At 73.1% G+C, this 25,641-nt stretch carries 20 protein-coding genes; 13 read left to right on the forward strand and 7 right to left on the reverse strand.

Annotated features, from left to right (window positions below):
* The first annotated feature begins 8 nt into the window (after nucleotides 1-8).
* From ACU610_RS19025 to ACU610_RS19055, 7 genes are all read left to right on the forward strand, one after another.
* Complete coding sequence (locus ACU610_RS19025; RefSeq protein ID WP_446769258.1) at nucleotides 9-1,232, forward strand: DUF2786 domain-containing protein; 1,224 nt, start codon at nucleotides 9-11, stop codon at nucleotides 1,230-1,232.
* Between the two features lie 9 nt (nucleotides 1,233-1,241).
* Entirely contained in the window at nucleotides 1,242-2,999 is a 1,758-nt protein-coding gene (locus ACU610_RS19030) for a RecQ family ATP-dependent DNA helicase (protein WP_446769259.1), read from the forward strand.
* Nucleotides 3,000-3,254: 255 nt separating this feature from the next.
* Nucleotides 3,255-4,898 (forward strand): carbamoyltransferase family protein, encoded by a 1,644-nt coding sequence (locus ACU610_RS19035; protein WP_446769260.1) that lies wholly within the window; start codon nucleotides 3,255-3,257, stop codon nucleotides 4,896-4,898.
* Nucleotides 4,899-5,097: 199 nt separating this feature from the next.
* A complete protein-coding gene (locus ACU610_RS19040) occupies nucleotides 5,098-5,544 on the forward strand; it encodes a DUF4383 domain-containing protein (RefSeq protein ID WP_446769261.1) in 447 nt (148 codons plus the stop codon).
* Between the two features lie 261 nt (nucleotides 5,545-5,805).
* Nucleotides 5,806-6,093: a DUF3040 domain-containing protein gene (locus tag ACU610_RS19045; RefSeq protein ID WP_446769262.1), complete on the forward strand. Its 288-nt coding sequence runs from the start codon at nucleotides 5,806-5,808 to the stop codon at nucleotides 6,091-6,093.
* Nucleotides 6,094-6,148: 55 nt separating this feature from the next.
* Nucleotides 6,149-7,360, forward strand: coding sequence for an acyl-CoA dehydrogenase family protein (locus ACU610_RS19050; RefSeq protein ID WP_446769263.1), 1,212 nt, complete (start codon nucleotides 6,149-6,151; stop codon nucleotides 7,358-7,360).
* A gap of 66 nt (nucleotides 7,361-7,426) precedes the next feature.
* Nucleotides 7,427-7,801, forward strand: coding sequence for a DUF1801 domain-containing protein (locus ACU610_RS19055; protein ID WP_446769264.1), 375 nt, complete (start codon nucleotides 7,427-7,429; stop codon nucleotides 7,799-7,801).
* A 15-nt stretch (nucleotides 7,802-7,816) separates the two neighbouring features.
* Here ACU610_RS19055 and ACU610_RS19060 read toward each other — a convergent pair whose 3' ends face one another.
* From ACU610_RS19060 to ACU610_RS19070, 3 genes are all read right to left on the reverse strand, one after another.
* Nucleotides 7,817-8,017 (reverse strand): hypothetical protein, encoded by a 201-nt coding sequence (locus tag ACU610_RS19060; RefSeq protein ID WP_446769265.1) that lies wholly within the window; start codon nucleotides 8,015-8,017, stop codon nucleotides 7,817-7,819.
* 125 nt (nucleotides 8,018-8,142) lie between these two features.
* Nucleotides 8,143-8,337: a hypothetical protein gene (locus ACU610_RS19065; protein WP_446769266.1), complete on the reverse strand. Its 195-nt coding sequence runs from the start codon at nucleotides 8,335-8,337 to the stop codon at nucleotides 8,143-8,145.
* Nucleotides 8,338-8,391: 54 nt separating this feature from the next.
* Nucleotides 8,392-9,975 carry an LCP family protein gene (locus ACU610_RS19070; RefSeq protein WP_446769267.1) on the reverse strand — a complete coding sequence of 528 codons (1,584 nt, stop codon included), beginning with the start codon at nucleotides 9,973-9,975 and terminating at the stop codon, nucleotides 8,392-8,394.
* Between the two features lie 209 nt (nucleotides 9,976-10,184).
* Between ACU610_RS19070 and ACU610_RS19075 the strand changes: the two genes are divergently transcribed.
* Nucleotides 10,185-10,988, forward strand: coding sequence for an exodeoxyribonuclease III (locus tag ACU610_RS19075; protein ID WP_446769268.1), 804 nt, complete (start codon nucleotides 10,185-10,187; stop codon nucleotides 10,986-10,988).
* On the opposite strand, the gene ACU610_RS19080 is transcribed toward ACU610_RS19075, so the two are convergent.
* Both ACU610_RS19080 and mobF read right to left on the reverse strand, forming a co-directional pair.
* A complete protein-coding gene (locus tag ACU610_RS19080; RefSeq protein WP_446769269.1) occupies nucleotides 10,985-11,620 on the reverse strand; it encodes a site-specific integrase in 636 nt (211 codons plus the stop codon). The genes ACU610_RS19075 and ACU610_RS19080 overlap by 4 nt on opposite strands.
* A gap of 233 nt (nucleotides 11,621-11,853) precedes the next feature.
* The gene (gene mobF, locus ACU610_RS19085; RefSeq protein WP_446769270.1) at nucleotides 11,854-15,261 is read right to left on the reverse strand and encodes a MobF family relaxase; all 3,408 of its coding nucleotides are present in this window, start codon (nucleotides 15,259-15,261) and stop codon (nucleotides 11,854-11,856) included.
* A gap of 300 nt (nucleotides 15,262-15,561) precedes the next feature.
* Here mobF and ACU610_RS19090 point away from each other — a divergent pair, with 300 nt between their 5' ends.
* From ACU610_RS19090 to ACU610_RS19100, 3 genes are all read left to right on the forward strand, one after another.
* On the forward strand, nucleotides 15,562-16,104 hold the full coding sequence (locus tag ACU610_RS19090; RefSeq protein WP_446769271.1) for a winged helix-turn-helix domain-containing protein: 543 nt from the start codon (nucleotides 15,562-15,564) through the stop codon (nucleotides 16,102-16,104).
* Nucleotides 16,014-16,628 carry a transposase gene (locus ACU610_RS19095; protein WP_446769272.1) on the forward strand — a complete coding sequence of 205 codons (615 nt, stop codon included), beginning with the start codon at nucleotides 16,014-16,016 and terminating at the stop codon, nucleotides 16,626-16,628. Before ACU610_RS19090 ends, ACU610_RS19095 begins: the two co-directional genes overlap by 91 nt.
* A gap of 405 nt (nucleotides 16,629-17,033) precedes the next feature.
* Nucleotides 17,034-20,783, forward strand: a complete 3,750-nt coding sequence (locus tag ACU610_RS19100; protein WP_446769273.1) for an nSTAND1 domain-containing NTPase — start codon at nucleotides 17,034-17,036, stop codon at nucleotides 20,781-20,783.
* A gap of 325 nt (nucleotides 20,784-21,108) precedes the next feature.
* Here the strand turns inward: ACU610_RS19100 and ACU610_RS19105 are convergent, their stop codons facing one another.
* Complete coding sequence (locus ACU610_RS19105; protein ID WP_446769274.1) at nucleotides 21,109-22,503, reverse strand: GmrSD restriction endonuclease domain-containing protein; 1,395 nt, start codon at nucleotides 22,501-22,503, stop codon at nucleotides 21,109-21,111.
* Between the two features lie 284 nt (nucleotides 22,504-22,787).
* On the opposite strand from ACU610_RS19105, the gene ACU610_RS19110 reads away from it, so the two are divergent.
* Nucleotides 22,788-23,123, forward strand: coding sequence for a histone-like nucleoid-structuring protein Lsr2 (locus ACU610_RS19110; RefSeq protein WP_446769275.1), 336 nt, complete (start codon nucleotides 22,788-22,790; stop codon nucleotides 23,121-23,123).
* A gap of 123 nt (nucleotides 23,124-23,246) precedes the next feature.
* Here the strand turns inward: ACU610_RS19110 and ACU610_RS19115 are convergent, their stop codons facing one another.
* Complete coding sequence (locus ACU610_RS19115; RefSeq protein WP_446769276.1) at nucleotides 23,247-23,681, reverse strand: DUF4429 domain-containing protein; 435 nt, start codon at nucleotides 23,679-23,681, stop codon at nucleotides 23,247-23,249.
* A gap of 787 nt (nucleotides 23,682-24,468) precedes the next feature.
* Between ACU610_RS19115 and ACU610_RS19120 the strand changes: the two genes are divergently transcribed.
* Complete coding sequence (locus tag ACU610_RS19120; protein ID WP_446769277.1) at nucleotides 24,469-25,572, forward strand: spore photoproduct lyase family protein; 1,104 nt, start codon at nucleotides 24,469-24,471, stop codon at nucleotides 25,570-25,572.
* The last annotated feature ends 69 nt before the right edge of the window (nucleotides 25,573-25,641 follow it).

Genomic DNA, 25,641 nt, shown 5'->3' on the forward strand with positions numbered 1-25,641 from the left:
TCCCGGGCATGGCGACCACGACTGCGGACGACTCCTGGCTGCGGGAGCTGCTGCTCCAGGGTGAGTGGCACCCCGACGGCGACGACGCGGACGGGATGGCCGCCGTCCTGGCCGCCCGCGACCCGACGGTGGACGGCTCCGGGGGCGCCACCCGGGCGCTGCTGGCCGCCCTCGCCGCGGCGTGGGAGCGGGGCTGGCAGCCGGCCGACATCGTCCACTCGGTGCGCCGCCGGTTCCCCGCGCGGTCGGCACGGCTGGTGGTGGCGCTGGTGGCCGAGGACGCGATGGCCACCGACGCCGTGTCCCGAGCGCCGGACGGATGGGTGGACCAGCTGCGCGAGCTGGGCGCCCTGACGCCCGGGGACCCGGCGGTCGTGGCTGCCTGGCACCGCGCGGAGCGCCGGCCGGCCGAGGAGTCGTGGCGCACGGTCCTGCTGCTCGCCGGCGCCCTGACCTGCCTGACCCGGATCGACCAGCTCGTCCCGCCGCCGTCCCGCTGGGGTGCGGGGGCGCGCCGCGGGGGGACGGCGGCCGCGCCCGACGACGCGCGGGCGCTGCGCCGCATCCGGGCGCTGCTGGCCAAGGCCGAGTCGACCGAGTACCCCGAGGAGGCCGAGGCGCTCACCGCGAAGGCCCAGGAGCTGATGACCCGACATGCGGTCGACACCGTGTTCCTGGCCACCGAGGGGACGCCGCACCGCACCGACGTCGCCACCCGCCGGGTGCACGTCGACGACCCGTACGTGCGGGCCAAGACGCAGCTGCTGGGCGCGGTCGCCGACGCCAACGGCGTCCGGCTGGTCTGGTATCCGGAGCTGGGCATCGCCAACCTGGTCGGGCTCGCCGCCGACCTCGACGCGGTGGAGTTGCTGTTCACCTCGCTGCTGCTGCAGGTGCGGCAGGCGCTCGGAGCCGCCGAGCCGGCGGCGGGACGGCGGTCGGCCTCCCGCTCGTTCCGCCGGGCGTTCCTGCTGGGCTACGCGGGCCGCATCGGCGAGCGGCTGACGAGCGCCCGCGAACGGGCGACCAGAGCCGCGGCGGCGGAGCGGGGCGTGGACCTGCTGCCCGTGCTGCGCTCCCGCCAGGAGGCCGTCGACGACGCCTTCACCGAGCTGTTCCCGCGCGTGCGCACCACCCGCAGCCGGTCGGCGATGGACGCCGGGGGCTACTTGGCCGGCCGCGCGGCCGCCGACTCCGCCGACGTGGGGTCCCGTCGAGTGCCCGTGCGCTGAGGGCCTCACGTGCAGCCACCTGCGTCCCGTTTGCCGATCTCGGTGGTCGGGCAGCGGGTGCCGGTGCCCCGCAAGAAGCAGACCGACCCCGCCGGGGCGTCCCCCTCCGTCCGCACCCGCCGCATCCGGGAGGCCGCGCGCGACCTGCTCGGTTACGAGGAGTTCCGGCCTGGCCAGGAGGAGGCGATGCAGTCGGTCGCCTCCGGGCGGGACACGCTCGCGGTGCTGCCCTCGGGCGCCGGGAAGTCCGCCGTCTACCAGGTCGCCGGGCAGCTGGTCGACGGGCCGGTGCTCGTCGTCTCCCCGCTCATCGCGCTGCAACGCGACCAGGTCGACCGGCTCGACGAGATCGACGGGCTCGAGGGCCGGGCCGCCCAGCTCAACTCCGCCCTCTCCACCGGCGACCAGCGCGCCGCGCTCGAGGGCCTGGCGGACGGAACGGTCCACCACCTCTTCCTCGCTCCCGAGCAGCTGACCAAGCCCGACGTCGTGGAGGCCATCGCCCAGGCCCACCCGGCACTGTTCGTCGTCGACGAGGCCCACTGCGTCTCTGCCTGGGGCCACGACTTCCGCCCCGACTACCTGCGGCTGGGCGCGGTCATCGAGCAGCTCGGCCACCCGACCGTGCTCGCCCTCACCGCCACCGCCGCGCCTCCGGTGCGCGCGGAGATCGTCGAGCGGCTGGGCATGCGCGACGCCCGGGTCGTCGTCGCCGGGTTCGACCGCCCGGAGATCCGGCTGGAGGTCGAGCAGCACGCCGACGCGCACACCAAGGACCAGGCGGTGCTCGACCGGGTCACCGAGCTCGCCGGCGAGGGGCGGACCCCGGGCATCGTCTACAGCGCCACCCGCAAGGGCACCGAGTCGATCGCCGCCGAGCTCACCGAGCGCGGGCTGCGGGTGCGGCCGTACCACGCCGGACTGAAGAAGTCCGACCGCGAGGACACCCAGCGCGCCTTCATGGACGACGAGCTCGACGTGGTCGTCGCGACGACCGCCTTCGGCATGGGCATCGACAAGCCCGACACGCGCTTCGTCGTCCACGCCGAGCCCGCCGACTCCGTCGACAGCTACTACCAGGAGATCGGCCGCGCGGGCCGGGACGGGCAGCCCGCGCTCGCCCTGCTGGTGTACCGCCAGGAGGACCTGGGGCTGCGCAGGTTCTTCGCCGCCGGCATCCCGCCGGAGGAGGAGCTGCAGCAGGTCGCCGGCCTGGTCGCGGCCGCGGAGGCCGCCGGCATCGAGGACGGCGTCGACGTCAAGCAGCTGCGCGAGGAGACCGGCCGGCCCGCCACTCCCCTGGCGCGCGACCTGAACCTGCTCGAGCAGGTGTCGGCCGTCGCGCTCGACGAGGAGGGCGCGGCCCATCCGGTGGAGGGCGCACCGAGCCCCGGCGAGGCCGCGGCCGCCGCACGGGAGCTGGCCGAGCACCACGAGCGGGTGGACCAGAGCCGGGTCGAGATGATGCGCGGCTACGCGGAGACGACCGAGTGCCGGCGACAGTTCCTGCTGGGGTACTTCGGCGAGCAGCTGGAACAGCCGTGCGGCAACTGCGACAACTGCGACGCCGGCCTGTCCCAGGAGCAGCCCGACGAGGACGAGACGCCGTTCCCGCCACAGACCCCGGTGCAGCACGCCGAGTGGGGCCCCGGCGTGGTCATGCGGGTCGAGGAGGACCGGGTCGTCGTCCTGTTCGAGGAGGTCGGCTACAAGACGCTGGCGCTGGCCGCCGTCCTGGACAACGACCTGCTCGAGCGCCGCGACTGAAGGAGGACCCCGTCCTCCCCGTGGAGGACCCCCTTGCACCTGGCCCCCTTGCAGGCTCGCGGCGGGACCCGGCAAGGGGGCCGTCAGAGCTCGGGTGGGACCCGGGGACGGGGCCGCGGCGGGCCCCCGCAGGGGGCCGGCGACCACGGACGGGGGACGACGGAACGTCCTCGTCCTGCGAAGTGCGGACGGCGGCTCGATGATCACCACAGAGACCGGGCGTCCTCCGTGCCCGGCGGCGGGAGGAGTACACGGGTGAAGGTCCTGGGCATCAACGCGATCTACCACGACCCGTCGGCGGCGCTGGTCGTCGACGGCAGGGTCGTGGCCGCGGCCGAGGAGGAGCGGTTCAGCCGGCGCAAGCACGGCAAGCGTCCCCTGCCGTGGAGCGCCTGGGAGCTGCCCGAGCTGTCCGCGGCGTGGTGCCTGAGGGAGGCCGGCATCCGGCCCGAGGACCTCGACGCCGTCGCCTACTCCTTCGACCCCGCGCTGATGGCCACGCCGGAGGAGTCCGGGCTGTTCGACGACGGCGACGTCATGCGCAAGAAGTACGCCGAGATGGCGCCCGACTTCCTGGCCCACGCCCTGCCCGGCCTCGACCCGGCCAAGGTCCGGTACGTCAAGCACCACGTGGCGCACGCGGCGTCCGCGGGGCTGGCCGCGCCGCAGCGGGACAACGCGGTGCTCGTGCTCGACGGCCGCGGCGAGGCGCACAGCCACCTCGCCGGCCGCTACACCGACGGGCAGCTGGAGGTCCTGGCCGGACAGACGCTGCCGCACTCGCTGGGCCTGATGTACGAGGAGCTCACCGACCACCTCGGCTTCCTGCGCAGCTCCGACGAGTTCAAGGTCATGGCGATGGCCTCCTACGGCAAGCCACGGTTCGTCGGCGAGCTGGCGGAGCTCATCCGGGCCACCGGGGACGGCGGCTTCGTCACCGAGCGGATCGACTTCGCCGAGTTCGCCCCCCGCCTGGGCAAGGGCGACGACTGGACCGAGGCGCACGCCGACCTCGCCGCCAGCGTCCAGCAGCGCCTCGAGGAGGTGCTCGTCGACCTGGCCCGCTGGGTGTACGAGCAGACCGGCGAGAAGACCCTCACCCTGGCCGGCGGCACCGCGCTCAACTGCGTGGCCAACACCCGCATCCTGGCCGAGAGCCCGTTCGACGAGGTCTGGGTGCAGCCGGCCGCCGGCGACGCCGGGACGGCGCTGGGTGCGGCCCTGCACGTGGCCACCCAGCTCGGCGAGCAGACCGAGCCGATGCCGGGGGCCGCGCTCGGCCGCGGCTGGACCGACGACGAGATCGAGCGGTGGCTGCAGACGGCGGCCATCGACTACGAGCGGCCCGACGACGTCGCCGAGGCCGTGGCCGAGGTGCTGGCCGACAACGGCATCGTCGCCTGGTTCCAGGGGCGCTCGGAGTTCGGCCCGCGCGCCCTGGGCCACCGCTCGCTGCTGGCCCACCCCGGCTTCGAGGCCAACCTCGAGCGGATGAACGACGTCAAGGGCCGGGAGCAGTTCCGGCCGGTGGCGCCGATGGTCCTGCTGGAGCGTGCGGCCGAGATCTTCAGCCGCGGCCCGATCCCCTCGCCGTACATGCTCTTCGTGCACGACGTCGCCCCGGAGTGGAAGGACCGCATCCCCACAGTCACCCACGTCGACGGGACGGCGCGCATCCAGACGATCGACCACGAGACCGAGCCCCTGGTGCACCGGATGATCACGGCGTTCGAGCGGCGCACCGGCCTGCCGGTCGTGGTGAACACCAGCCTCAACACCGCCGGCCGGCCGATGGTCGACGACCCTCGCGACGCCCTGGAGTGCTTCGGCTCGGCCCCGGTCGACCTGCTCGCGATCGGTCCCTTCGTCGTCCGCCGGTCCCGGGCCACGCGGCGCTGACCCGCGGGGGCGCCCGGCTGGACCGGGACGGCGGCTCCCGGCGAACTGCCAGGTGACGGGCCGAGTCCGCGTAGACAACGGTCCGGTAACAGTCGTCGCCCGATCAGGTGGCGACCGTTACCGGCTGTCGGGCGGGGGTAATCCGGATCCGGGCCGTCCAGTACAGGGCGGGCCACGCACGCACATCGGGAGGACCCCCATGTCGGCAACATCCGGCAACCCCGGCATCGGCCGCGGCGCCATGACCTGGCCCCAGATGCTCTCGCTGGTGATCGGTGCCGTCTACCTGGTGGTCGGGATCGTCGGCTTCTTCGTCACCGGGTTCGACAACTTCTTCGGGCACGACACGAACGAGACGATCCTCGGCTTCGAGGTCAACCCGTTCCACAACATCGTGCACATCCTCATCGGTGCCGCCGGGCTGCTCCTGGCCCGGACCCTCGCCGGCGCCCGCACCTACGGGTGGCTGCTCGGGGTGGGCTACGGCGCGACCTTCGTCTACGGGCTCTTCGCCGTCGGCCAGACCTGGGACTTCCTGAGCCTCAACTGGGCCGACAACTGGCTGCACCTGGTGAGCGCACTGGCCGGTCTCGCCATCGCGCTGGGCCCGGTGCGCACCGCCGTCGGCGGCACCACCCGCGTCTGAAAGTGGATCCCGTCCTCATCGCTCGCAAGCTCGCGACGAGCCTCTGGACGGGGCCGGAACGAGGTAGCGCACCACCCGGAGGCCGGACCCCACACCCGGGGCCCGGCCTCCGGCGCGTCCGGGAGCGGGCGGCGCGCACGGGGGGCTGGCGGTCCCGCGGTGCGCGGCGGAGGCTCTAGGGCGGGGACGCGACCCGGGGGACGACGTCCCTCCGCGCCCGAGCCCGAGGCGCCGCACGTGCCGGAACCGGAGGCCCGTGCCGTGGACGACGACCCCGTGCTGCGCGCCCTGGGCGAGGAGCTCGCCCGCGACGACCCCGACCTGGCCGCCCTCCTCACCGCCGGCCCCGGCACTCCGGGCCACCCACCGGGCCGCCGCGCGCTCTGGGTGGTGCTCCTGGCAGCGGTGGCGGCCGTCGCCGCGCCCCTCCTGCTCGGGCCGGCGGCCTTCGGCGTGATGGCCCTGCTGGTGCTGATCGGCTGTCCGTTCGCGTTCTGCTGCTGGCTGCCCGCGGCGGAGTGGGGGCCGGACCACGATCCGCCGTCCTGACCCGGGACGGACCCCTGGCGAGACGCCGGTCACCACGCCCTCTACGTTGCGCTCTATGGACTTCGCCCTCTCCGCACGAGCCGAGGACGTCTGCGGCCGGATGTGGGACTTCATGCGTGAGCAGGTCTTCCCCGCCGAGCCGGTCTACGACGCGTGGCGCGCCGAACGCGGCCACGACGACCACGAGCACCCACCGGTGCTCGAGGAGCTGAAGGTCGAGGCCCGCAAGCGCGGCCTGTGGAACCTCTTCCACCACGAGCTCGGCGGGCTGACCAACCTGGAGTACGCCTCCGTCGCCGAGATCATGGGCTGGTCGCCGGTGATCGCTCCCGAGGTCACCAACTGCGGGGCCCCGGACACCGGCAACATGGAGACCCTCATGCTGTTCGGCACGCCCGAGCAGAAGGAGCGCTGGCTGCAGCCGCTGCTGGAGGGCGAGATCCGCTCCGGGTTCGCCATGACCGAGCCGGACGTCGCGTCGTCCGACGCCCGCAACATCCAGACCTCGATCGTGCGCGACGGCGACGAGTACGTCATCAACGGCCGCAAGTGGTGGATCACCGGCACCGCCGACGAGCGCTGCCAGATCTTCATCGTCATGGGGAAGACCGACCCCGACGGGCCGCCGCACCGCCAGCAGTCGATGGTGCTCGTCCCCCGGGACACCCCCGGATTCGAGATCGTCCGGCACCTGCCGGTCTTCGGGTACCAGGACCAGCACGGCCACTCCGAGCTGCGCTTCACCGACGTCCGGGTGCCGGCGTCGAACCTCCTGGCCGGCGAGGGCGACGGCTTCATGATCGCCCAGGCCCGGCTCGGCCCCGGCCGCATCCACCACTGCATGCGGGCCATCGGCATGGCCGAGCGGGCGTTGGCGCTGATGGTCGAGCGGACGAAGAGCCGGGTGGCATTCGGCCGGCCGCTGGCCGACCAGGGCACCGTGCGCGAGGCGATCGCGCTGTCCCGGATGGAGATCGACCAGGCGCGGCTGTACGTGCTCAAGACCGCCGACCTGATCGACAAGTACGGGGCCAAGGGCGCCCGCACCGAGATCTCCGCGATCAAGGTCGCCGCCCCGCGGGTCGCCCTCGACGTCATCGACCGGGCCATCCAGGTGCACGGCGGGGCCGGTGTCAGCGACGACACCGTGCTGGCCCGCTTCTACGCCAGCGCCCGCACGCTGCGCATCGTCGACGGCCCGGACGCCGTGCACATCCGCGGGGTCGCCAAGGAGGAGCTGGCCCGGGAGCGCCCCTACTCCGGCTGAAGAAGGACCCCGGCCGGGTACCGGCACCCGTTCCGGGGTGTCGGTACCCGGTGCCAGGCTGCGGCCGTGTCCAGGGACCCCGGAGCCGACGACCTGCTGAGCGAGCACCCGGACGCCGTGGCGGCCACTGCCCAGCGGCTGCGGACGGTGCTGCTCGACGCCCACCCGCAGCTCGAGGAGCGGGTGCGGCGCGGCTGGCACTCGATCAACTACCGCGACCCCGTCGCCGGCTTCGTCTGCGCCCTGTTCCCGGGTGCGGACGGTGTGCAGCTGGTGTTCGAGCACGGCGCACGGCTGCCCGACCCGGAGGGACGTCTGACGGGCACCGGACGCCAGGTCCGCGCACTGCAGCTCACGGCCCCGGGCGAGGTCGACCCCGTCGTCGTCGGCACGTTCCTCGACCACGCCGTCGAGCTGGGGGCCGGCCTGCGCGCCCGGTGAACCGCCGGGACGACGTCAGGGCGCGAGCGTCCCGCCGAAGCCGCCGCCGGCGAGCTTGGCCATCAGCTGCGTGCGGTCCAGCCCGAGCCCCTCGAGCGCGTCGCCGTCCCGGTCGGTGTCGATCTCGTCGGGCAGCTGGGCGGCCACCTTGTCGGCGGTCTCGTTGTCGCCCTCCGTGTGCAGCACCCGCAGCAGCTCCTGCTTGTCCAGCTTCACGCCGACCTCCACTCGGTCTTCGACACAGGTCCGGTCAGCGTGATGCCGGTCCCGTCCCGGCGCAACGCGACGGCCCACGACCGGATCCGGTCACGCCGGCGTCCGTCGCCGGACGCCGGCGGTGGTCAGCGGCGCTGCGCGCGCCGGTACAGGAAGCCCGCGACCGCGGCGAGGACCGCACCGAGGAACAGCTGGGCGATCCCCACGCCGGTCCGGTCGCTGGCGAACCAGGTCGGTGACGACACCAGCAGGACGACGGCCACGCCGGCCACGAGGAGGGCGACGAGGCGCTCGCGGCGGTCCCCCGCGGGTGAGGTCATGCGATCGACCCTAGGCGGCGCCGCGGGCCGTCGGCCCGGCGGTGCGGGCGTGGACTAGTCGGCCTTGTTCGGCGGCTCTCCGGCCGCTCGGGCCTCGGTGGCCCGGGCGGCGTCGTAGGCGCAGGCGTCGGTCACGTCCGTCGCCGCCCCCGCCTGGCCCGGGGGCGCGCCCGGCGCCACGGTCGGCGACCCGGGAGCCGGCGTGGGTGTCGGCGTGGGCGTGCCGTTCGCGGCGTCGTCGTCGGCCACCGGGGTGGGGTCCAGCGCCTCGCCGACGATCGCGCGGATCCGGTCGTAGTCGGGGTAGGCCGGGTTGATGACGGTGTCGTCGAAGACCACGCTGCGCACCTCGGCGTCCTTGACCATGAACGCCAGGTCGACGAAGTCGTCGAGGGCCGACCGGGGGATGTCGGTGCCCACGATGTCCTGCGTGGTGGCGGCGAGCTCCTGGTAGCGATCCAGCAGGGTCACCGGGTCGGCGGCCTCGATGATCGCGTTGATCGTGCAGCGCTGGCGGTCCATCCGGTCGTAGTCCGTCAGCCCGTACCGGCCGCGGGCGAACTGCAGCGCCGTCCACCCGTCCATGTGCTGGTCCGGTCCCGGCTCGATGTAGTCGTCCGGCAGTTCCTCCCCGGTGATCCCGTTGATCGGCACGTAGTAGTTGACGTTCACCGTGATCCCGCCGAGGGCGTCGACCAGCCGGCTGAACCCGTCGAGGTTGACCAGCACGAAGTAGTCGATCTCCAGGCCCAGCGCCTCGCCGACGCCGAGCTTGAGGAAGTCCGCGCCGGGGTCGTCGGTGGGGCCGAGGATGTCGGGGTACCAGGCCGGCCCGGTGCGGTAGACGGCGTTGAGCAGGCTGTCGGACTCGTTGGCCCCCTCGAACCCGTCGGGGTACACCTCGGCGAGCGGGCTGTCGGCCGGGAAGGGCAGGTCCTCGAGGTTGCGCGGGAGGCTGAACAGCACCGTGTCCCCGGTGTCGGTGTCGATGCTGGCCACGATCACGGTGTCGGTGCGCACGCCCTCGCGGCCCTCACCGCCGTCCCCGCCGAGCAGCAGCACGTTGACCCGCTCCTGGTCGCCGAACGGGTCGGGGGTGTCGACCACCGTGGCCGACTCCCGATCGGCGAAGAGCCCGTCGAGCAGCCCGCGCTGGGCCAGCGCCACCTGGCCGGCCGTGACCACCGGGTATGCCATGCCGGCCACCAGCGCGGCCACCAGGAAGCCGCCCAGCACCTTCCCGCCGCGGGAGGTGCGGGGCGACAGGAGTGCGCGGTAGCCCCCGACGACGACGAGGACCCACAGCAGGCCCAGGACGACGATCCCGCCGAACACCCAGGTCAGCGCGGTCGCGTCGACGGCGACCTGCGCGGCCGCACGTCGACCCGTGGTGGCCAGCCAGGCGGCGCCGCCGACCAGCAGCAGGAAGACCACGAGGACCAGCGCGCCGAGCCGGCGCCGGCCCGCCGCGAGGAACGCCGTCCCCGGGAGGACGGCGTTCAGCAGGGTCAGGCCCAGCGTCGCGGCGAGGCCACGGCCGCGGGGGGCCTCCGCACCCCGGCGGTGGCTCTCCGGCGGCGGGGGCAGGGGCCGCGAGGGGCCGATGGGACGCGTCAGGTCCCAGTCGTGCTCGCTCACGGGTCCTCCTCGCTGGCCGTCTCGACGCGGGCGACCCGTGGCAGCCCGGCTGCCGCCCATGCTCCCATCCGTCGCGCCGACGCAGCGCCGTCGCGATCCCCAACCCGGGAGAACACCCGTCCGTGTACCCCGACGGTGCGCGGGCTCACTCCCGGGGGCCGCGCGGAGCCCGGACCGAGTCCGCGGAGCACTCCGTATGGTCGGTTCCCGTGCGTCTCGCCACCTGGAACGTCAACTCGATCCGCACCCGCGCCGACCGCGTGGTCGCCTGGCTGCAGCGCTCGGACGTCGACGTCCTGGCACTCCAGGAGACGAAGTGCCGCGACGACCAGTTCCCCGAGTCCCGCTTCACCGAGCTCGGCTACCAGGTCGCGCACGTCGGCCACTCGCAGTGGAACGGGGTGGCGGTGCTCTCCCGCGTCGGCCTGGAGGACGTCGAGGTCGGCTTCCCGGGCATGCCGACCTGGTCGGCCAAGGAGGGCGTCGAGCCCGCGCCGGAGGCCCGCGCGCTGGGCGCCACCTGCGGCGGGGTGCGGGTGTGGAGCCTCTACGTCCCCAACGGGCGCACGCTGACCGACCCGCACTACCGGTACAAGCTGGCGTGGCTGGAGGCGCTGCGGACGGCGGCCAGCGGCTGGCTGGCCGCGGACGCCGGCGCGCAGGTCGCCCTGGTGGGCGACTGGAACATCGCGCCGCAGGACGACGACGTGTGGGACGTGCGGGTGTTCGCGCACTCCACGCACGTCTCCGAGCCCGAGCGGGCCGCGTTCCGCGCGATCGTCGACGCCGGGTTCGCCGACGTCGTCCGGCCGCACGCCCCCGGGCCCGGCGTCTACACCTACTGGGACTACACGCAGCTGCGCTTCGCCCGCCGCGAGGGCATGCGGATCGACTTCGTCCTGGGCTCTCCCGCGCTGGCCGCCCGGGTGACGAATGCCCTGGTAGATCGGCAGGAACGCAAGGGCAAGGGCGCCAGCGACCACGCCCCCGTGGTGGTGGAGTTGGCGGACTAGCGGACCGATTGGGCGTCCTGGGGCACATCTGGGGCACACGAGGCGCTGGCTGCGTCCCACGCCGCATCGATGGCGCTCCGTGTCCGGTCGTCCGAGTCCGGCATCAGGTGCCCGTAGGTGCTCAGGACCAGGGAGGCGTCCTCGTGCCCCAGCCGCTCGGCGACCGCCACGACGGACTCGCCGGCCGCCAGCAGGACGCTGGCGTAGTGGTGCCGCAGGTCGTGGCTCGTCGTCCCCTTCGGTAGCCCCGCCTTGGTCACCGCTCCGCCGATCAGGTTGTGGCCGTAGTAGACATGCCCGAGCGGGGCGCCCTTCCCCGTGGTGAAGATCGTTCCGTCTTCGGCCGCCGGGTACGCCGCGAGGTGGGCAGCCAGCGCGTCGGCGACCACCCGGGGTGACGGGAGGGTCCGCCTCGACCGGGGAGTCTTCGGCTCGCTCCGCTGACCGTTCGCCCCCTGGGTGAACTGCCACTCGATGCGCACGGTGCGGCGCAGGAAGTCGACGTCCTCGACGCGGAGGGCCAGCAGCTCGCCGATCCGGAGTCCGAGCCCGGCCTGAGTGAGGACCATGGTCCGGTAGCGCTCAGGCATGGCCTCGGCCAGGGCCGCGACCTGCTCGACCGACAGCGGCACGACCCGCTCCCTCTCATGCCGGGGGAGCTGGATGCGGACGACGGGTGAGGAGGCCACCAGTCGGTCGAGGACCGCGGCCCCGTACACACTCCGGAGCAGCCCGACCGCTTGCCGCAGGGTGGTCGGGGCAAGCACCCTCGACCGGTCGGTGGCCCACGCCTGGACTTCGGACGGGCGCACGTCCGCGAGCCTCCGGCCACCCAGACGCGTCCCCTCGATGTGCAGCCGGATCATCATCTCGGTCCGCCGCGCCGTGGTCGGCCGGTGCGGCCGGGTCTCCGCCCACCTCCGGGCGTACTCGGCGACGGTGGTCTTCGAGGGTTCGACGTACGTGCCGCGCGCCTTGTCCGCCTCGACCGTGGCCGCGTGACGGTCAGCGTCGCCCTTCTTGCTGAAGGACTTCTTGCGCTGTCTGCCCTGGTCGTCCCGCCAGCGCGCCTCGTAGGTCGTCCGCCCGTTGCGGACCCGCTTCTCGACGCTCGCCATGGCTGACTCCTCGACATCTCAGACGCGGCCTGGCTCGCGGTCTGCGTCTTCGCTTGTGGGGGACGGAACGGATCGGCACGCAGCATGCCGAAGAGATCCGACGAGGCGAGGGCGGCGACCCACGGGACCACGGCCCTTCGCCGGTTCGCTATCCGGCGGCACTTCGACCCCACCGCTCCTCGACCCACGCCTGGAGGTCGTCGCGGCGGTAGAGGACGCGGCGGCCCAGGCGGAAGCTGCGCGGACCGGTGCCCAGGTGGCGCCAGTACCTCAGGGTGGCCACCGGAGCGCGGAGCAGCTCGGCGGCCTCGGTGATGGTGAGCAGTTCGGGCTCGCGGCGGGCGGGATCGTCGGACATGGCTGGCTCCGGTGGGCTCGGGTGGGCTGTGCTCCGTCACGAGAGAAGGCGCCATCTGGGCGCGATTGGTGACAGCCGACCACCGATGGCTTCCGAAGTTCTCCGGTTCTCCTCCTGTTGCTGCCGCCCGGTCGCGCGACCGGTCCTGGCGGCCGCGGGCCGCCTCTCGAGCGGCCAGCTCGGCCGCGTGGCCGGGGCCGAGGTCGGCCCGGTCGCGGCCGAAGACGGCGATCCACTGCGCCCGGGCCTGGGCCACGTCGGCCGCGACGAGGTGCGCGGTGTTGGACAACTGTCCGCGGGTCATGCCGACGTAGGCCGAGGCCGCGCCGGTCTGGTCACCGATCACCACGTGCGCGGCGGCAACGGTGTCACCCTGCACACCGTGCGCGGTGCTGGCGTAGGCCAGCTCCACGTGCTGGGTGACGTAGTCGGCGGGCAGCACCCGGACCCGTGCGCCCGCCGGGGTGACATCGCCGCCGGAGTCGTCACCGGTGGCCGTGCCGGCGGTGACCAGAAGCCCACCGCGCCGGCCGACCGCGGTCACGGTCCACACATCTCGGTTGGCCACCTCCAGGTCGCGGTCGTTGCGCCGGGTGGCGATCCGGTCGCCGGCGCCGATCCGTTGCCCCGCCCGCGTGGTCACGACCTGGGTGTCATCGACCCGGCCGTCGGCGACCAGCTGACTGCGAATCGCGGCGTTGAGCTCGCTGACCTGCTCGCGGGTGTCCGCCACCACCGCGACGTCGGCCGCCCGGACGTCGTCGGCGACGATCGCGGCCAGTGCGTCTCGCAGCGCCTCGGGTTCCAGGTGCAGGCGGATCCGGCCGCTGGCCAACAGAGCGTCGAACACCGCGCGTGGATCCTCACCCCGCCGCATCGCCAGTGTGAGCTCGGCGTACTCACCGTCCGGAACCGACTGGCCGGTGCTGTCGGTGCGGGTGAAGCGGTGCACCGACTCCAATGTCAGGCAGGCGGCCGGGTCGACCTGAGCGGCGGCCAGGTCCAGGACACCGCCGCGGCCGACCGCGGCGAGCTGGTGGCGGTCCCCCAGCAGCGCCAGCCGCGCCCCGGCCTCGTCGGCGACGGTGAGCAGAGCGCGCGCGGTGTCCTGGTCGAGCATGCCGGCTTCATCGACGATCAGCAGATCGTCGGGCCGCAGCCGGCTCTCCTCCGCCGGCCCGGTGTGGATGCGGCCGGTGACCGAGTCGACCTCGCCCGGGGCGAGTCGGGTCCACTCGCCGTGCTCGTTCCAACGCCAACCGTGGGCGAAGACGAGCGACGCTGCAGACCCGGCGGGCGCGCCCACCTCGGCGTGCGCGACCTGGGCGGCCTTCAGCGTCGGGCTGACAACCATCAGCCGCCGTCCCTGCCGCTGCAGCAGGTCACGCGCAGCGGCCAGCGTGGTGGTCTTACCCGCGCCGGCCGCGCCCTCCACCACGACCAACCATCGGTCGCCGGCCAGGACGGCGACCGCCGCGGCCTGACCGGCGTCCAGGCCCCGGACAGCGCTGGCCGGGGGCGGCGCCAGCCGCGGTGCACCCAGCGGTGGCTGACCGGCGCGGGCGGCGAACCGGGTGCGCAGGTCGGCCTCCACGTCGAGCACCGGCCGCGAGGTCCAGGACCGGACGTGTTCGGGCACTCCCTCCAGGTCCACCAGGGGAACGCACCGGTCGAGAGCGCGGGCGGTGAGGTCCTCGGCCAACTCCAGGCGCACCGCCGTGTCGGCGATGACGCCCTCCGCGGCCATCAGCCGCTCGACCTCGCCCCGGACGTCGGCGGCGTTCCAGGCCGAGCGGCCGGCGGCCAGCCGGGTGAGCACGGTGTCGACGGCAGCCTCGCGGTCGAACGCGCCTATAGGAGTCGGCGCCAGTGGGACGGGGTGGACCGGATCGCGAAAGCCCAACGCCCCAAGCTCGGCCCGCCACCGCGCCACGAGGTCGGCCCCGGAGCGGGGGATGACCTTGTCCGGGCGCCCCTCGGCCCAGGCGCGGGCGTCCCAGGCCCGCCGCAGCGCCGGACCAGGCTGTTCTCCGGGGTGCGCCGCGATCCAGTCGCGTTCGTAGCGGTCCAGGTTGCGCCCGATCTGCGCCGCCTGCGCGCTGAACGGGCCCACATAGTCGGAAAGCTCCTGTATTTCTCCGGTCGCATCGAGGGTGTAGCCGTGCGCGGCGAGCGCGGTCCGGACCTGCGGATCGCAGGCGACCGCTGCGTGCCCGATTCCGTTGATGGCGGCGAGGAAATCACGCACGCCGACGGTGTGCAGCCCGCGCCACTGTTCGGCGGCGAACACCCGGGCGCCGATCTGCAGGTGCAGATGCCGGTGCGGGTCTCCGGCGCGGGAGGTGTAGTGCCGCACCGTCACCGCCTCCAGCACCTCCACCGGCACCTGGACCTGGCCGCCGCGGGGGCCGACCCGGGTGGTCGCGTGGGCGGCGAGCCAGCCGATGATCTGGGCGGCGGCGCGGTCTTGGGCGGCGTCGTAGGCGTCCGCGACGTCGTAGTGCATCGCGGCGGCCAGCGACCAGGACTTCGGGCCGTTGACCACCACCTCGACGAACCGCGCGCGCTCGTCGGTCCGCAGCCGCCCCCGTGGGTCGCCGGTGTCCGGGTCGCGGCCGGCCACCCAGGTTTCGTAGGTCTCCCCCGTGAGCGGCGCCCGCTCGGCCACCCGTCCGTCGCGGGCCACGAAGCGGCGGGCCAGGCCGGTGCCCTCGGTCAGGTAGTAATCATCGGCCCGGCCACGGTCGGCTTCCAGATACGCCCGGGCAGCCGCCGCCGAACCGGCGTACACCTTCATCCCACCGTGCATTTCCGACGCCACCCAACAATGACCAACAGGTCACCCCTAGAAACGGCGATGGGCCCCGCGAAGCGGAGCCCGGACTACCGCTATTGGTAGCATGCGTGCCGCGGCGCTGCCGCAAAGTTGTAAGGGCGTTGGCTTCAATAGTGATGATTGGATATTGTGAGCAGTAAAGCCGCGCAGAGGTCGGTCTATTGGGCGTTTATGGGATTCGTTGACTGCATTTAACGATCATTAATGGCGGGTGTTCCGTGGTCTGCTGACAGTCGCCGCGGCGCGCGCTATGCCATACCCATGAGGTACGCCCAGGGTGGTGGGCTGACCGCCGAGGAGTGCGCCCGGCGGGAGCAGGTGCGGCTGGCGGCCGCGGAATGGATCGAGGAGGGCGCCACCGACGCCGAGGTGGCAGCCCGGTTCCGGGTGACCCGGATGTCGGCCAACCGGTGGCGCAGAGCGCTGGCCGCCGGCGGACGGCCGGCGCTGGCCTCGAAAGGCCCGGGTGGGGCCCGCTGCCGGCTCACCCGGGCCCAGCTCGAGGAGCTGCAGGTGCTGCTGGAGGCCGGCCCGGGAGCCTGGGGCTGGACGGATCAGTGCTGGACGCTGGCGCGCATCGCCGCGGTGGTGCGCGAGCGGTTCGGCGTGGACTACACCCTGCCCGGGGTGGACCTGCTGCTGCACCGGCTGGGTTGGAGCGTGCAGGTGCCCGCCCGGCGCGCGGCCGAGCGGGATGAGGAGCGGATCACCGCGTGGCGGGAGGAGCGCTGGCCGGAGATAAAAGGGCCGCGGCGGACCTGGGCGCCTGGCTGGTCTTCGAGGACGAGTCCGGCCAGGGGCTGAGGCCGCCCAAGGGGCGCACCTGGGGCCGCCGGGGACGCACGCCGGTGGTGCGGGTGACCGCGGCGATCAGCCCGCGGGTGTCGGTGGCCGCCTTGGTCGCTGTCCAGCCCGGGCATCGGCCGCGGCTGCTCTACCGTACCCACCGCGGCCGGCGCGGCGGCGGGCGCAAGGGGTTCACCGAGGCCGACTACGCCCGGCTGCTCGATGCCGCCCACCAGCAGCTGGGCGGGCCGGTCGTGCTGGTCTGGGACAACCTGAGCACCCACACCAGCACGGCGATGGCCGAGCTGATCGCGGCTCGGCCGTGGCTGACCATCTACCGGTTGCCGCCCTACGCCCACGAGCTCAACCCGGTCGAGCCGGTGTGGGCGCACCTGAAGCGGTCGTTGGGGAACCTGACCAAGCACACCATCGTCGAGCTGACTGCGCTGGTGAAGACCCGGCTGAGACGGATGCAGTACCGCTCCGGGCTGCTGACCGGCTTCCTCGCCAGTACAGGGCTCGAGTTTGGACCGTTCCTGTAACACCCGCCCTTATGGGTCGTTAGAGACGCCGGCCAGCAGCTCGAGGGGTGCGGCACCCCTCGACGGACGAGGCGCTCAAGTATGGGAAGTACCTGTTCCTGTCCTGCGCCGGGCCGTTCGCCACCGCGGACCGGGCGCGGTGGGCCGAGCGCCTCGAGGGCCTGGCCTGCCGAGAACATGTCGAGTGCAGCCGGGACGGGAGTAGGCCTAGCGTCCGTCCCGCAGCCTGACTAGAGGCTGTATCACCGGGCACCCTGGCGCTCTCGGAAGTAGGGGCCGTGTTCGGACCCGGGCGTCTGGCACGTGGACGGGGATCAGGGCTCAGCCATCAGAGCTTTTGGCGTTGATCCCTTGTGGCTGCTTCGCGATCCTGGGCTCGATGCGGCGTGCTCGCCGGGAGGGGCGATGGCCAGGGTCTTCGTCAGCCATGCCAGCAGGGACGCCGCCTTGGCCGCCGAGGTGCACCGGTGGCTGGTCGACGGCGGTCACGAGGTGTTCCTCGATCAGGACCTGTCCGACGGCCTTGTGGTTGGCGAGGAGTGGGAGCGGCAACTGCGCGAGCGGCTGCGCTGGGCCGACGCCGTGGTCTGCGTGCTGACCTCGGCCTACCTCGAATCAGTGTGGTGCACCGCCGAGCTGACGATCGCCCAGTCGCGGGGCAGCCGGCTGCTGCCGGTGCAAGCTCAGTCCGGGGTGCGGCATCCGCTGCTGAACTCCGTTCAGTACGTGGACATGACCGTCGATGCGGCCGCGGCCCGGGCGAAGCTGGCCGAGGCGCTGCTGCGGGTGGACGCCGCCGGCGGGCGCGGCTGGTCGGATGACCGCTCTCCGTTCCCGGGGCTGCGGCCGCTGGACAGCGCCGAGCACTCGGTGTTCTTCGGCCGCAGCCAGGAGATCCATCACCTCGCGACGCTGTTGCGCTCGCCGGCGGAGCGGACCGATCCGGCGGTGCTGCTGGTCGTCGGCCCGTCGGGCTGTGGCAAGTCGTCGCTGGTGCGGGCCGGTCTGTTGCCGGTGATGGCGGCCGATGAGGACTGGTGGACGCTGCCGGTGATCCTGCCCGGCCGGCAACCCGTAGCCGCGCTGGCCAGCGCGCTGGCCCACGCCGCCCACCGGTTGGGCCTGGCCTGGACGGTGACCGAGGTCGACCACCGGCTCCACCACGGCGACCTCACCGTGCTGGTGCACGACCTGCTGCTCGCCGCGCCCGGGCACCGCCGTCATCTGCTGCTCGTGGTGGACCAGTTCGAGGAGCTGCTGGCCCAGACCGCTCCGGAGGAGCGGGCCCGCTTCGCCGCGCTTCTGTCCGACGCGCTCGCCGGTCCCGTGCAGGTGCTGGCCACGCTGCGCCCGGAGTTCCTCGAGCCGCTGCTGGCCAGCCCCGAGCTGGCCGCCCTGCCGACGCGGACCCAGACGGTGCGACCGCTGCGGCCCGAGGCGCTGCGCGCGGTGATCGAGGGCCCGGCCGACCGGGCCGGCATCGGCGTCGACGCCGACCTGGTGGCTCGGCTGGTCACCGACACCGGCGGCGGCGAGGCCCTGCCGCTGCTGGCCTACACCCTGGAGAGGCTGGCCGCCGGCGTCACCCGCGGCGGCCGGCTCTCCACCAGCCGCTACGAGGAGCTGGGCGGTGTCCAAGGGGCGCTGGCCCGGCAGGCCGACGCCGCGCTGGCCGCGGCGGTCACCGCCGGCGGCCGCGACCGCCATCAGGTGATCCGGGAACTAATCCGGCTGGTCACCGTCGATGAGCAGAACCGCCCCACCCGCTGGCGCATCCGCCGCGACGAGCTGCCCGACCAGGTGCGCACCGAGCTGCAGCCGTTCATCGACGGCCACCTGCTCACCACCGACACCGAACACGACCACGACACAGGGCAGGAGTACGTCGTCCTCGGCGTCGCCCACGAGGCCTTCCTGTCCGCCTGGCCCCCGCTGCGCGAGGCGATCAACGCCTCCGCGGCGGCCCTGCGCGCCCGCCGCGAGATCGAACAGGCCGCCGAACGATGGGCCGAGCACCGGCACGCACCGAAACGACTGTGGGGAGGCGACCGACTAGCCGCCGCCCGCGCCGACATCGGCGCACACCTGCAGACAGCCCGCACGGCGCACGACACCGAGCCCGCGCACACGGCGCCCGGCGCGGTCCGGCGAGCGGTGCGCCGGCGGCCACGCCGACGCCGGGTCCTGATCGCCGACCGTGTCGAGCTGAGCGCCCGCGCCCGCGACTTCCTGACGGCGAGCATCCACCGCGACCGGCGCCGACGCGGCCGAACGGTCACCGTCCTGTCGGTACTCCTCGTCGTTGCTGTGGGCCTGGCAACCCTCGCGTTCGACCGGCAACGCGCCGCTGTGGATCAGCAGCGTGCCGCGGAGGCAGGACAGCGGCTCGCCACGGCCGGCCTCCTCCTGACTCAAGCGGAGGCGGCGCTTGCCACCGACCCGCGGACGGCGCTACGACTCAGTGAAGCCGCCCAACGCATCCATCCAGACGGGACGACTCGTTCGGCGCTGATCAACAACTTGCTCAACACTCCGTACACGGGATCCCTCACCGGCCACACCGGCCAGGTGTTCGCGGTGGCGTTCGCCTCGGATGGGCGCGCCCTGGCCACCGCCGGTGACGACGGCACCGTGATCCTCTGGGATGTGGGCGATCCCGCCGCACCCCGTCAGGTGGGCTCTCCGCTCACCGGCCACACCGGCCAGGTGTTCGCGGTGGCGTTCGCCTCGGATGGGCGCGCCCTGGCCACCGCCGGTGACGACGGCACCGTGATCCTCTGGGATGTGGGCGATCCCGCCGCACCCCGTCAGGTGGGCTCTCCGCTCACCGGCCACACCGGCCAGGTGTTCGCGGTGGCGTTCGCTCCCGACGGGCACACCCTGGCCACCGCCGGTGACGACGGCACCGTGATCCTGTGGGACATCACCGACCCCGCCGCACCCCGTCAGGTGGGCTCTCCACTCACCGGCCACACCGGCCAGGTGTTCGCGGTGGCGTTCGCCCCCGACGGGCACACCCTGGCCACCGCTGCCTATGAGAGCGGCGTGATCCTGTGGGACATCACCGACCCCGCCGCACCCCGTCAGGTGGGCTCTCCACTCACCGGCCACACCGGCCAGGTGTTCGCGGTGGCGTTCGCCCCCGACGGGCACACCCTGGCCACCGCTGCCTATGAGAGCGGCGTGATCCTGTGGGACATCACCGACCCCGCCGCACCCCGTCAGGTGGGCTCTCCGCTCACCGGCCACACCGGCTCGGTGCTCGCGGTGGCCTTTGCTCCCGACGGGCGCACCCTGGCTACCACCGACTCCAAGGGCACCGTGAGCCTGTGGGACATCACCGACCCCGCTGCAGCTCACCCACTTGGCTCTCGACTCACCGGCCACACCGGCTCGATGCTCGTTGTGGCCTTTGCTCCCGACGGGCGCACCCTGGCCACCGCCGACTCCAAGGGCACCGTGAGCCTGTGGGACACCACCAACCTCGCCGCAGCTCACCCACTTGGGTCTCGGCTCACCGGCCACACCGGCTTTGTGTCCGCGGTGGCCTTTGCTCCCGACGGGCGCACCCTGGCTACCACCGACTCCAAGGGCACCGTGAGCCTGTGGGACATCACCGACCCCGCTGCAGCTCACCCACTTGGCTCTCGGCTCACCGGCCACACCGGCTTGGTGCGCTTGGTGGCCTTCGCTCCCGACGGGCACATCCTGGCCACCGCCGGCGTCGACGGCACCATGAGCCTGTGGGACATCACCGACCCCGCCGCACCCGACCAGGTTGGCTCTCTGCTCGCCGATGGCACCCGCTCGGTCTCCGCGCTGGCCTTTGCCCCTGACGGGACCATCCTGGCCACCGCCGGCGGCGACGGCACCGCCTTGTGGAACACCACCGACCCTGCCGCACCTCACCGGATTGGCTCCCCGCTCACCGGCCACACCGGCAGGGTCACCGCGGTGGCCTTCGCTCCCGACGGGCACACCCTGGCCACCGCCGGCGAAGACGGCACCGTGGTGCTGTGGGACCTCACCGGCCTGGAGCGGCTCCGCGCGCACCCGATGGAGCGCGCCTGCGCCATCACCGGCGGCGGCCTCGACCGCACCGAGTGGGTCCGCTACGTCCCCGGTCTTCCATACCTTGACGTCTGCAAGACGTGACGTGGCCGCAGCGGCCGCCGTTGTGCTGATGGGACAGCGTTGTCTGATATGGCATATCTGTTAGGGGATCGCCTTCCGGGGCGATTCTCGAGGCGCCGCCAGTCCCCGAGCGCCACCACAGGCTGTCAGGGGTCGAAGAGGTCCCACCTCGGCGGCGGGCTGTCGACGTCGACGCTGCACCCAGCCGGCGGCTGTGCCGCACTCGGAGCCGGCTGAGGGCCGGGTCAACGGCACACGGCCTCAGACCGCAGCACTGTGTTGGCCGCGCAGCGCCGCGGCGTGGCGGCATCCGAGCGTGACGGGCAGGACGCCGGGCCGTCAGTCGCTATTCGCAGCCCACGCCGTCGTTGTTGCGGTCGAACTTCGGCTGCCATCCGGGATCACCGGGGTAGATCGGCGCGGCGCCGGCGGCCCGGACCGCGTCACAGTTCTGGTAGTAGACGCCCGCATCTGGAGCTGGTGCCGGGGCGGGAGCTGGTGCCGGGGCGGGAGCCGGCGCTGGCCTGGGCGCGGGCGCCGGGGCGGGAGCGGGAGCCGGCGCGGGGGCGGGAGCGGGCGCCGTCCAGGGCGCGGGCGCCGGTGCGGGCACGGGGACAGGCCTCGGCGCAGGAGTGGGCGGGGCGACAGACGCCGGCGCACGGCTGGGGGTGGGCTCGGGGATGCTCGCGATGACCCCGCCGGGCAGGGGCTCGTTCGGGCAGGCGGCCAGCACGGTGGCGATGGCGTTCTTCTCCGCCTGCGTCATCCACAGCCCGTAGGACACCTTCACCGCCACCTGCCGGGCCACGTAGGCGCACCGGTAGCCCCGGTTGGGCGGCAGCCAGGAGGCGGCGTCGGCGTCGCCCTTGCTCATGTTCAGTGGGCCGTCGACGGCGAGCAGGTTCAGCGGATCGTTGGCGAAGGCGGTGCGGCGGGCGGTGTCGAGGCCCTGGGCGCCCTTCTGCCAGGCGTCGGACAGCGCGACGACGTGGTCGATCTGCACGTCGTCGCTGGTGGTCTGGCCGCGGGTGAAGGCGATGGTGCGCGCCGAGTAGGGGTCGGTGAGGGTGCCGGTGAGCACGACGCAGGTGCGGGTGCCGGGCTTGAACGTCTCGCCGGTCAGGTCGCGGGTGAGCATGTCGTTGCGGGTGTCGCAGCCGTTGCGGTCGGTGTCGACCCAGCCGTTGCCGAACAGGTCCCGGTCGTAGCCGGTGCGCGAGGCGCGCCCCTTGACCTCCACTGCGGCGAGTGCGGCGAGCGCGGAGGTGGGCGCGGCACCGGAGATGGCATCGGCAGCGTCGGCGTCTGCGAGCAGCCCGGTGGCCGGGTCGAGCGCCGGCTGGGCGGGTGCCGCGGACTCGCTGGTCTCGGCGTCGGCGAGCGCGGCTTCGGCGGCCCGGATGGCCGCCTCGTCATCGGTGAGCGGGGCCGGTGCGGTCGACGCCGGCGCGGGTGTCGACGTGGCAGCGGTCGGCTCTGGGGCCGGCGCGGTCGCGCCGCCCACGATGAGGGCCGCCACGCCGGCGGCGGCGACCCCGCCGGCCACCTTGCGGCTGGTGATGAAGGCCCAGCGGGCCCGGCCGACGACGGCGGCGCCGATGCCCAGCAGCGCCAGTGCCAGCCCGGCCATGATCAGCGCCCCCGGCAGCCCGGACGCGCCGGCCCCCGCCAGGACGAAGAGCAGAACCAGACCCGCGACGACGCCCAGGACGATGCGCGACGTGGAGAGGCGTGATGCCATGACGTTCCCCCGTGAGTAACCGCTGCGGCGGACGCTACCCGCTGCCACCCTCGGCGCACGGCAGTTCCGAGACTGGAGAGGTCAAAGTGGCGCGGCGCGGCGATCGTGCAGTCCGACGCCAGATCGCTCAGTCTCGATACGGACCAGGATTTCTCAGGTAGTCGTCGTTCGGCTGGATACCTCCGGACAACCACTGTGATGTGGGTCCATCACGTAGCCCGATCTGGTCATTCCGCTGCCGGGCTCACTTGACCGCGGACGACGTCAGGTCGAATCCTGGACTCATGGCAAAGAAGACGACGGTCGTCCTCGTCGATGATCTGAGCGGCGACCCCGCCGACACGACCATCCGTTTCGGTCTGGACTCTCGTGAATACGAGTTGGACCTGACTGACGAGAACGCCCACGAGCTCCGGCAACTGTTCCACCGCTACACCACCGCTGCGCGAAAGGTCTCAAGCGAGCGGCGCCGCAGCACCGCCGCTCCGGTGAAGGCGGAGTTCACCGCGGTCGACCCCGCCGCGGTGCGTGCCTGGGCAAAGAGCAACCGCGTGGAGGTCTCACTACGCGGACGCATCAAGGCCAGTGTGCTGGAGGCGTATCGAGCAGCCGGAAACTGATCCACGCAGTCGCGCGGACGCACCGGATTCCATCCGCGGGTCCGGAGCCTCTTCATCGCCCACAGGAGAGCCGATCAGAGACACTGGCTGTATGGATATGTAGCGGCGAGGCCACCGTCAGAGTCACCCGAGCAGCTCCGCCTTCTTGGCCTCGAACTCGTCGTCGGTCAGCACCCGCGCGTCGCGCAGCCTACCCAGCTGCTCGATCTGACCGAGGACGTCGGGAGCAGCAGGCGCGGCGGGGGCAGGCCGGTGGCGCTGGGCGAGGGCCTGCTCTACTGCCGTACGCAGCTGCTCGAAGTCCGGCATCTGCTTCTTGGTGATGACCACGCTGTTCTCGTCACGGCTGGCGTCGAGGGTCTGAGAGCCGAAGCGTGAGCGGGCCTCGTTGCCGCCACCGACGGTGAACGAGATGAAACCGTTGACCATGCCGCCCGCCGGTTTCCACTGCACCGCGGTGATGGAGGAGACCGGAATGCGCTTAGTTCCCTTGCCGACACTCGTTCGCGCCAGGAACCCCGTTCGCTCGATCGTCACGAAGTCCCCATCAAAGGTCACCGTTCCGTTGTGACCTGGCCATGCACGACGCTGAGTTAGTCATGTCCCCCGTCCGGTCGCTGCCCTTGCCCGTGCACCCCATCTGCCTGCCAGCGGCACACGGACACGACAGGCCCAGGACGCGGACCGTCAACCGATGGTCCACGTCGCTTCCCCTCAACCAGCTCCCCTCCGACTGCACCGGTCGGGGGAAGGGTGGGCCGCAGGCCCATCCCGCAGGGACGCGTTAGCGCCCTTCCGGCGACCCGCTGCAGCCGGCATCCTCGGCCGGCTGCGGGGCGGCGTCGATGGCGGCGCGGACGGCCCGCCAGAGGCTCAGGGGACGCTGTGTCGCCACGTCCCCGTCGCTCTCCCCGGGGCACATTTGGGGCACAGGAGCCCGTGATTGGCACTGCGTGGCACTGATTGAGCGTGGTGTATCCCTGCAGGTCAAGAGGCAGGTTCCGCTTACCGCCCTCGTCAGTCAGGCCTGCGGATACGTACTGGGACTACACCCAGCTGCGCTTCGCCCGCCGCGAGGGCATGCGGATCGACTTCGTCCTCGGCTCCCCCGCACTGGCTGCCAGGGTGACGAATGCCCTGATAGACCGGCAGGAACGCAAGGGCAAGGGGGCCAGCGACCACGCCCCCGTGGTGGTCGAACTCACCCCCTGACCTGGACGAGGACCTCGTCCTCCCCACCCTCGTCGAAGGACCCCGTCCTCCTCACCACTCGCAGGCTCACGGTGAGCCTCTGGACGGGGCCGAACCGGGACGAGGCCGGTCCCGCCCGGTGTTGTACCGGGTGATGACCGCCGCCCTCACCCCCTCCCCCGCCGCCCCCGTACCGACCCGCCTCTGGACGCCGTCGCGCGTCCTGGTCACCCGCTCGGCCGCCGAGCGGCCGCACGGGCAGCGCGTCCTCGCGCGACTCGAGGCCGCCGGGGTGCCCGACGTCGAGCTGCTGCCCGGCGACCGGCTGCCCAACCTCCGCGGGGCCGGCGACCGCGCCGCGTTCATGCGCGCCAAGGACACCCTCGCGCTCGTCGTCCCCGCGCCGTCCAAGCGCAGGCTGCAGCCGATCCCGCCGTCGGCGGACTGGCGCGTCGACCTGGCCGAGGGCTGCCCCGCGCACTGCCAGTACTGCTACCTCGCCGGCTCGCTGTCCGGCCCGCCGGTCACCCGGGTCTTCGCCGACCTCGACGAGGTGCTCGACGGCCTGGACGACCACGTCGGGCGGGGGACGGTCACCTCGGGCACGCTCGAGCGCGGCGGCGAGGGGACGACGTTCGAGGCCTCCTGCTACACCGACCCGCTGGCGATCGAGCACCTGACCGGTGGCCTGGCGCGGATGGTCGAACACTTCGGCACGCACGACTGGCCCGGGCCGGTGCAGCTGCGGGCGACCACCAAGTTCGACGACGTCGCCGGCCTGCTCGACCTGCCGCACGGCGGGCGCACGCGCCTGCGGTTCTCGGTCAACGCGGCGTCGGTCGCGCGGCGCTTCGAGGGTGCGACGTCGCCGGTGTCGGGCCGGCTCGCGGCACTGGCCGCGGTGGCCGCCGCCGGCTACCCGGTGGGCCTGACCATCGCGCCGATCATGCCGGTCGAGGGCTGGCGCGAGGAGTACGGCGACCTGCTCGATGCCGTCGCCGCCGCGCTCCCGGCCGGGGCGGACCTCACCGTCGAGTGCATCACCCACCGTTTCACGCCCGGCAGCAAGGAGACGCTGCTGGACTGGTACCCGCGCACGAAGCTCGACATGGACGAGTCCCGCCGCACGACCAAGCGCGGGAAGTACGGCGCGGTCAAGCACGTCTACCCGAAGGAGACGATGGCCGAGCTGCGCAGCTGGTTCGAGGCCGCCCTCGCCGAGCGGCTGCCCCGGGCCCGGCTCCTGTACTGGACGTGAGTCCATCGGGGCATAGGAGGCTTTGCATACGTCTTCGCGCTGCGGACGTGTGCAAAGCCTCCTATGCCT

This window comes from Geodermatophilus sp. URMC 61, from assembly GCF_052931555.1.

Bases quoted from the DNA above. Each gene is read 5' to 3' on its own strand.
- mobF (WP_446769270.1), bottom strand. From the start codon at position 15,261: ATGAAGGTGTACGCCGGTTCGGCGGCGGCTGCCCGGGCGTATCTGGAA.
- ACU610_RS19040 (WP_446769261.1), top strand. From the start codon at position 5,098: ATGTCGGCAACATCCGGCAACCCCGGCATCGGCCGCGGCGCCATGACC.
- ACU610_RS19050 (WP_446769263.1), top strand. From the start codon at position 6,149: ATGGACTTCGCCCTCTCCGCACGAGCCGAGGACGTCTGCGGCCGGATG.
- ACU610_RS19110 (WP_446769275.1), top strand. From the start codon at position 22,788: ATGGCAAAGAAGACGACGGTCGTCCTCGTCGATGATCTGAGCGGCGAC.
- ACU610_RS19065 (WP_446769266.1), bottom strand. From the start codon at position 8,337: ATGACCTCACCCGCGGGGGACCGCCGCGAGCGCCTCGTCGCCCTCCTC.
- ACU610_RS19120 (WP_446769277.1), top strand. From the start codon at position 24,469: ATGACCGCCGCCCTCACCCCCTCCCCCGCCGCCCCCGTACCGACCCGC.
- ACU610_RS19025 (WP_446769258.1), top strand. From the start codon at position 9: ATGGCGACCACGACTGCGGACGACTCCTGGCTGCGGGAGCTGCTGCTC.
- ACU610_RS19100 (WP_446769273.1), top strand. From the start codon at position 17,034: ATGGCCAGGGTCTTCGTCAGCCATGCCAGCAGGGACGCCGCCTTGGCC.
- ACU610_RS19105 (WP_446769274.1), bottom strand. From the start codon at position 22,503: ATGGCATCACGCCTCTCCACGTCGCGCATCGTCCTGGGCGTCGTCGCG.
- ACU610_RS19090 (WP_446769271.1), top strand. From the start codon at position 15,562: ATGAGGTACGCCCAGGGTGGTGGGCTGACCGCCGAGGAGTGCGCCCGG.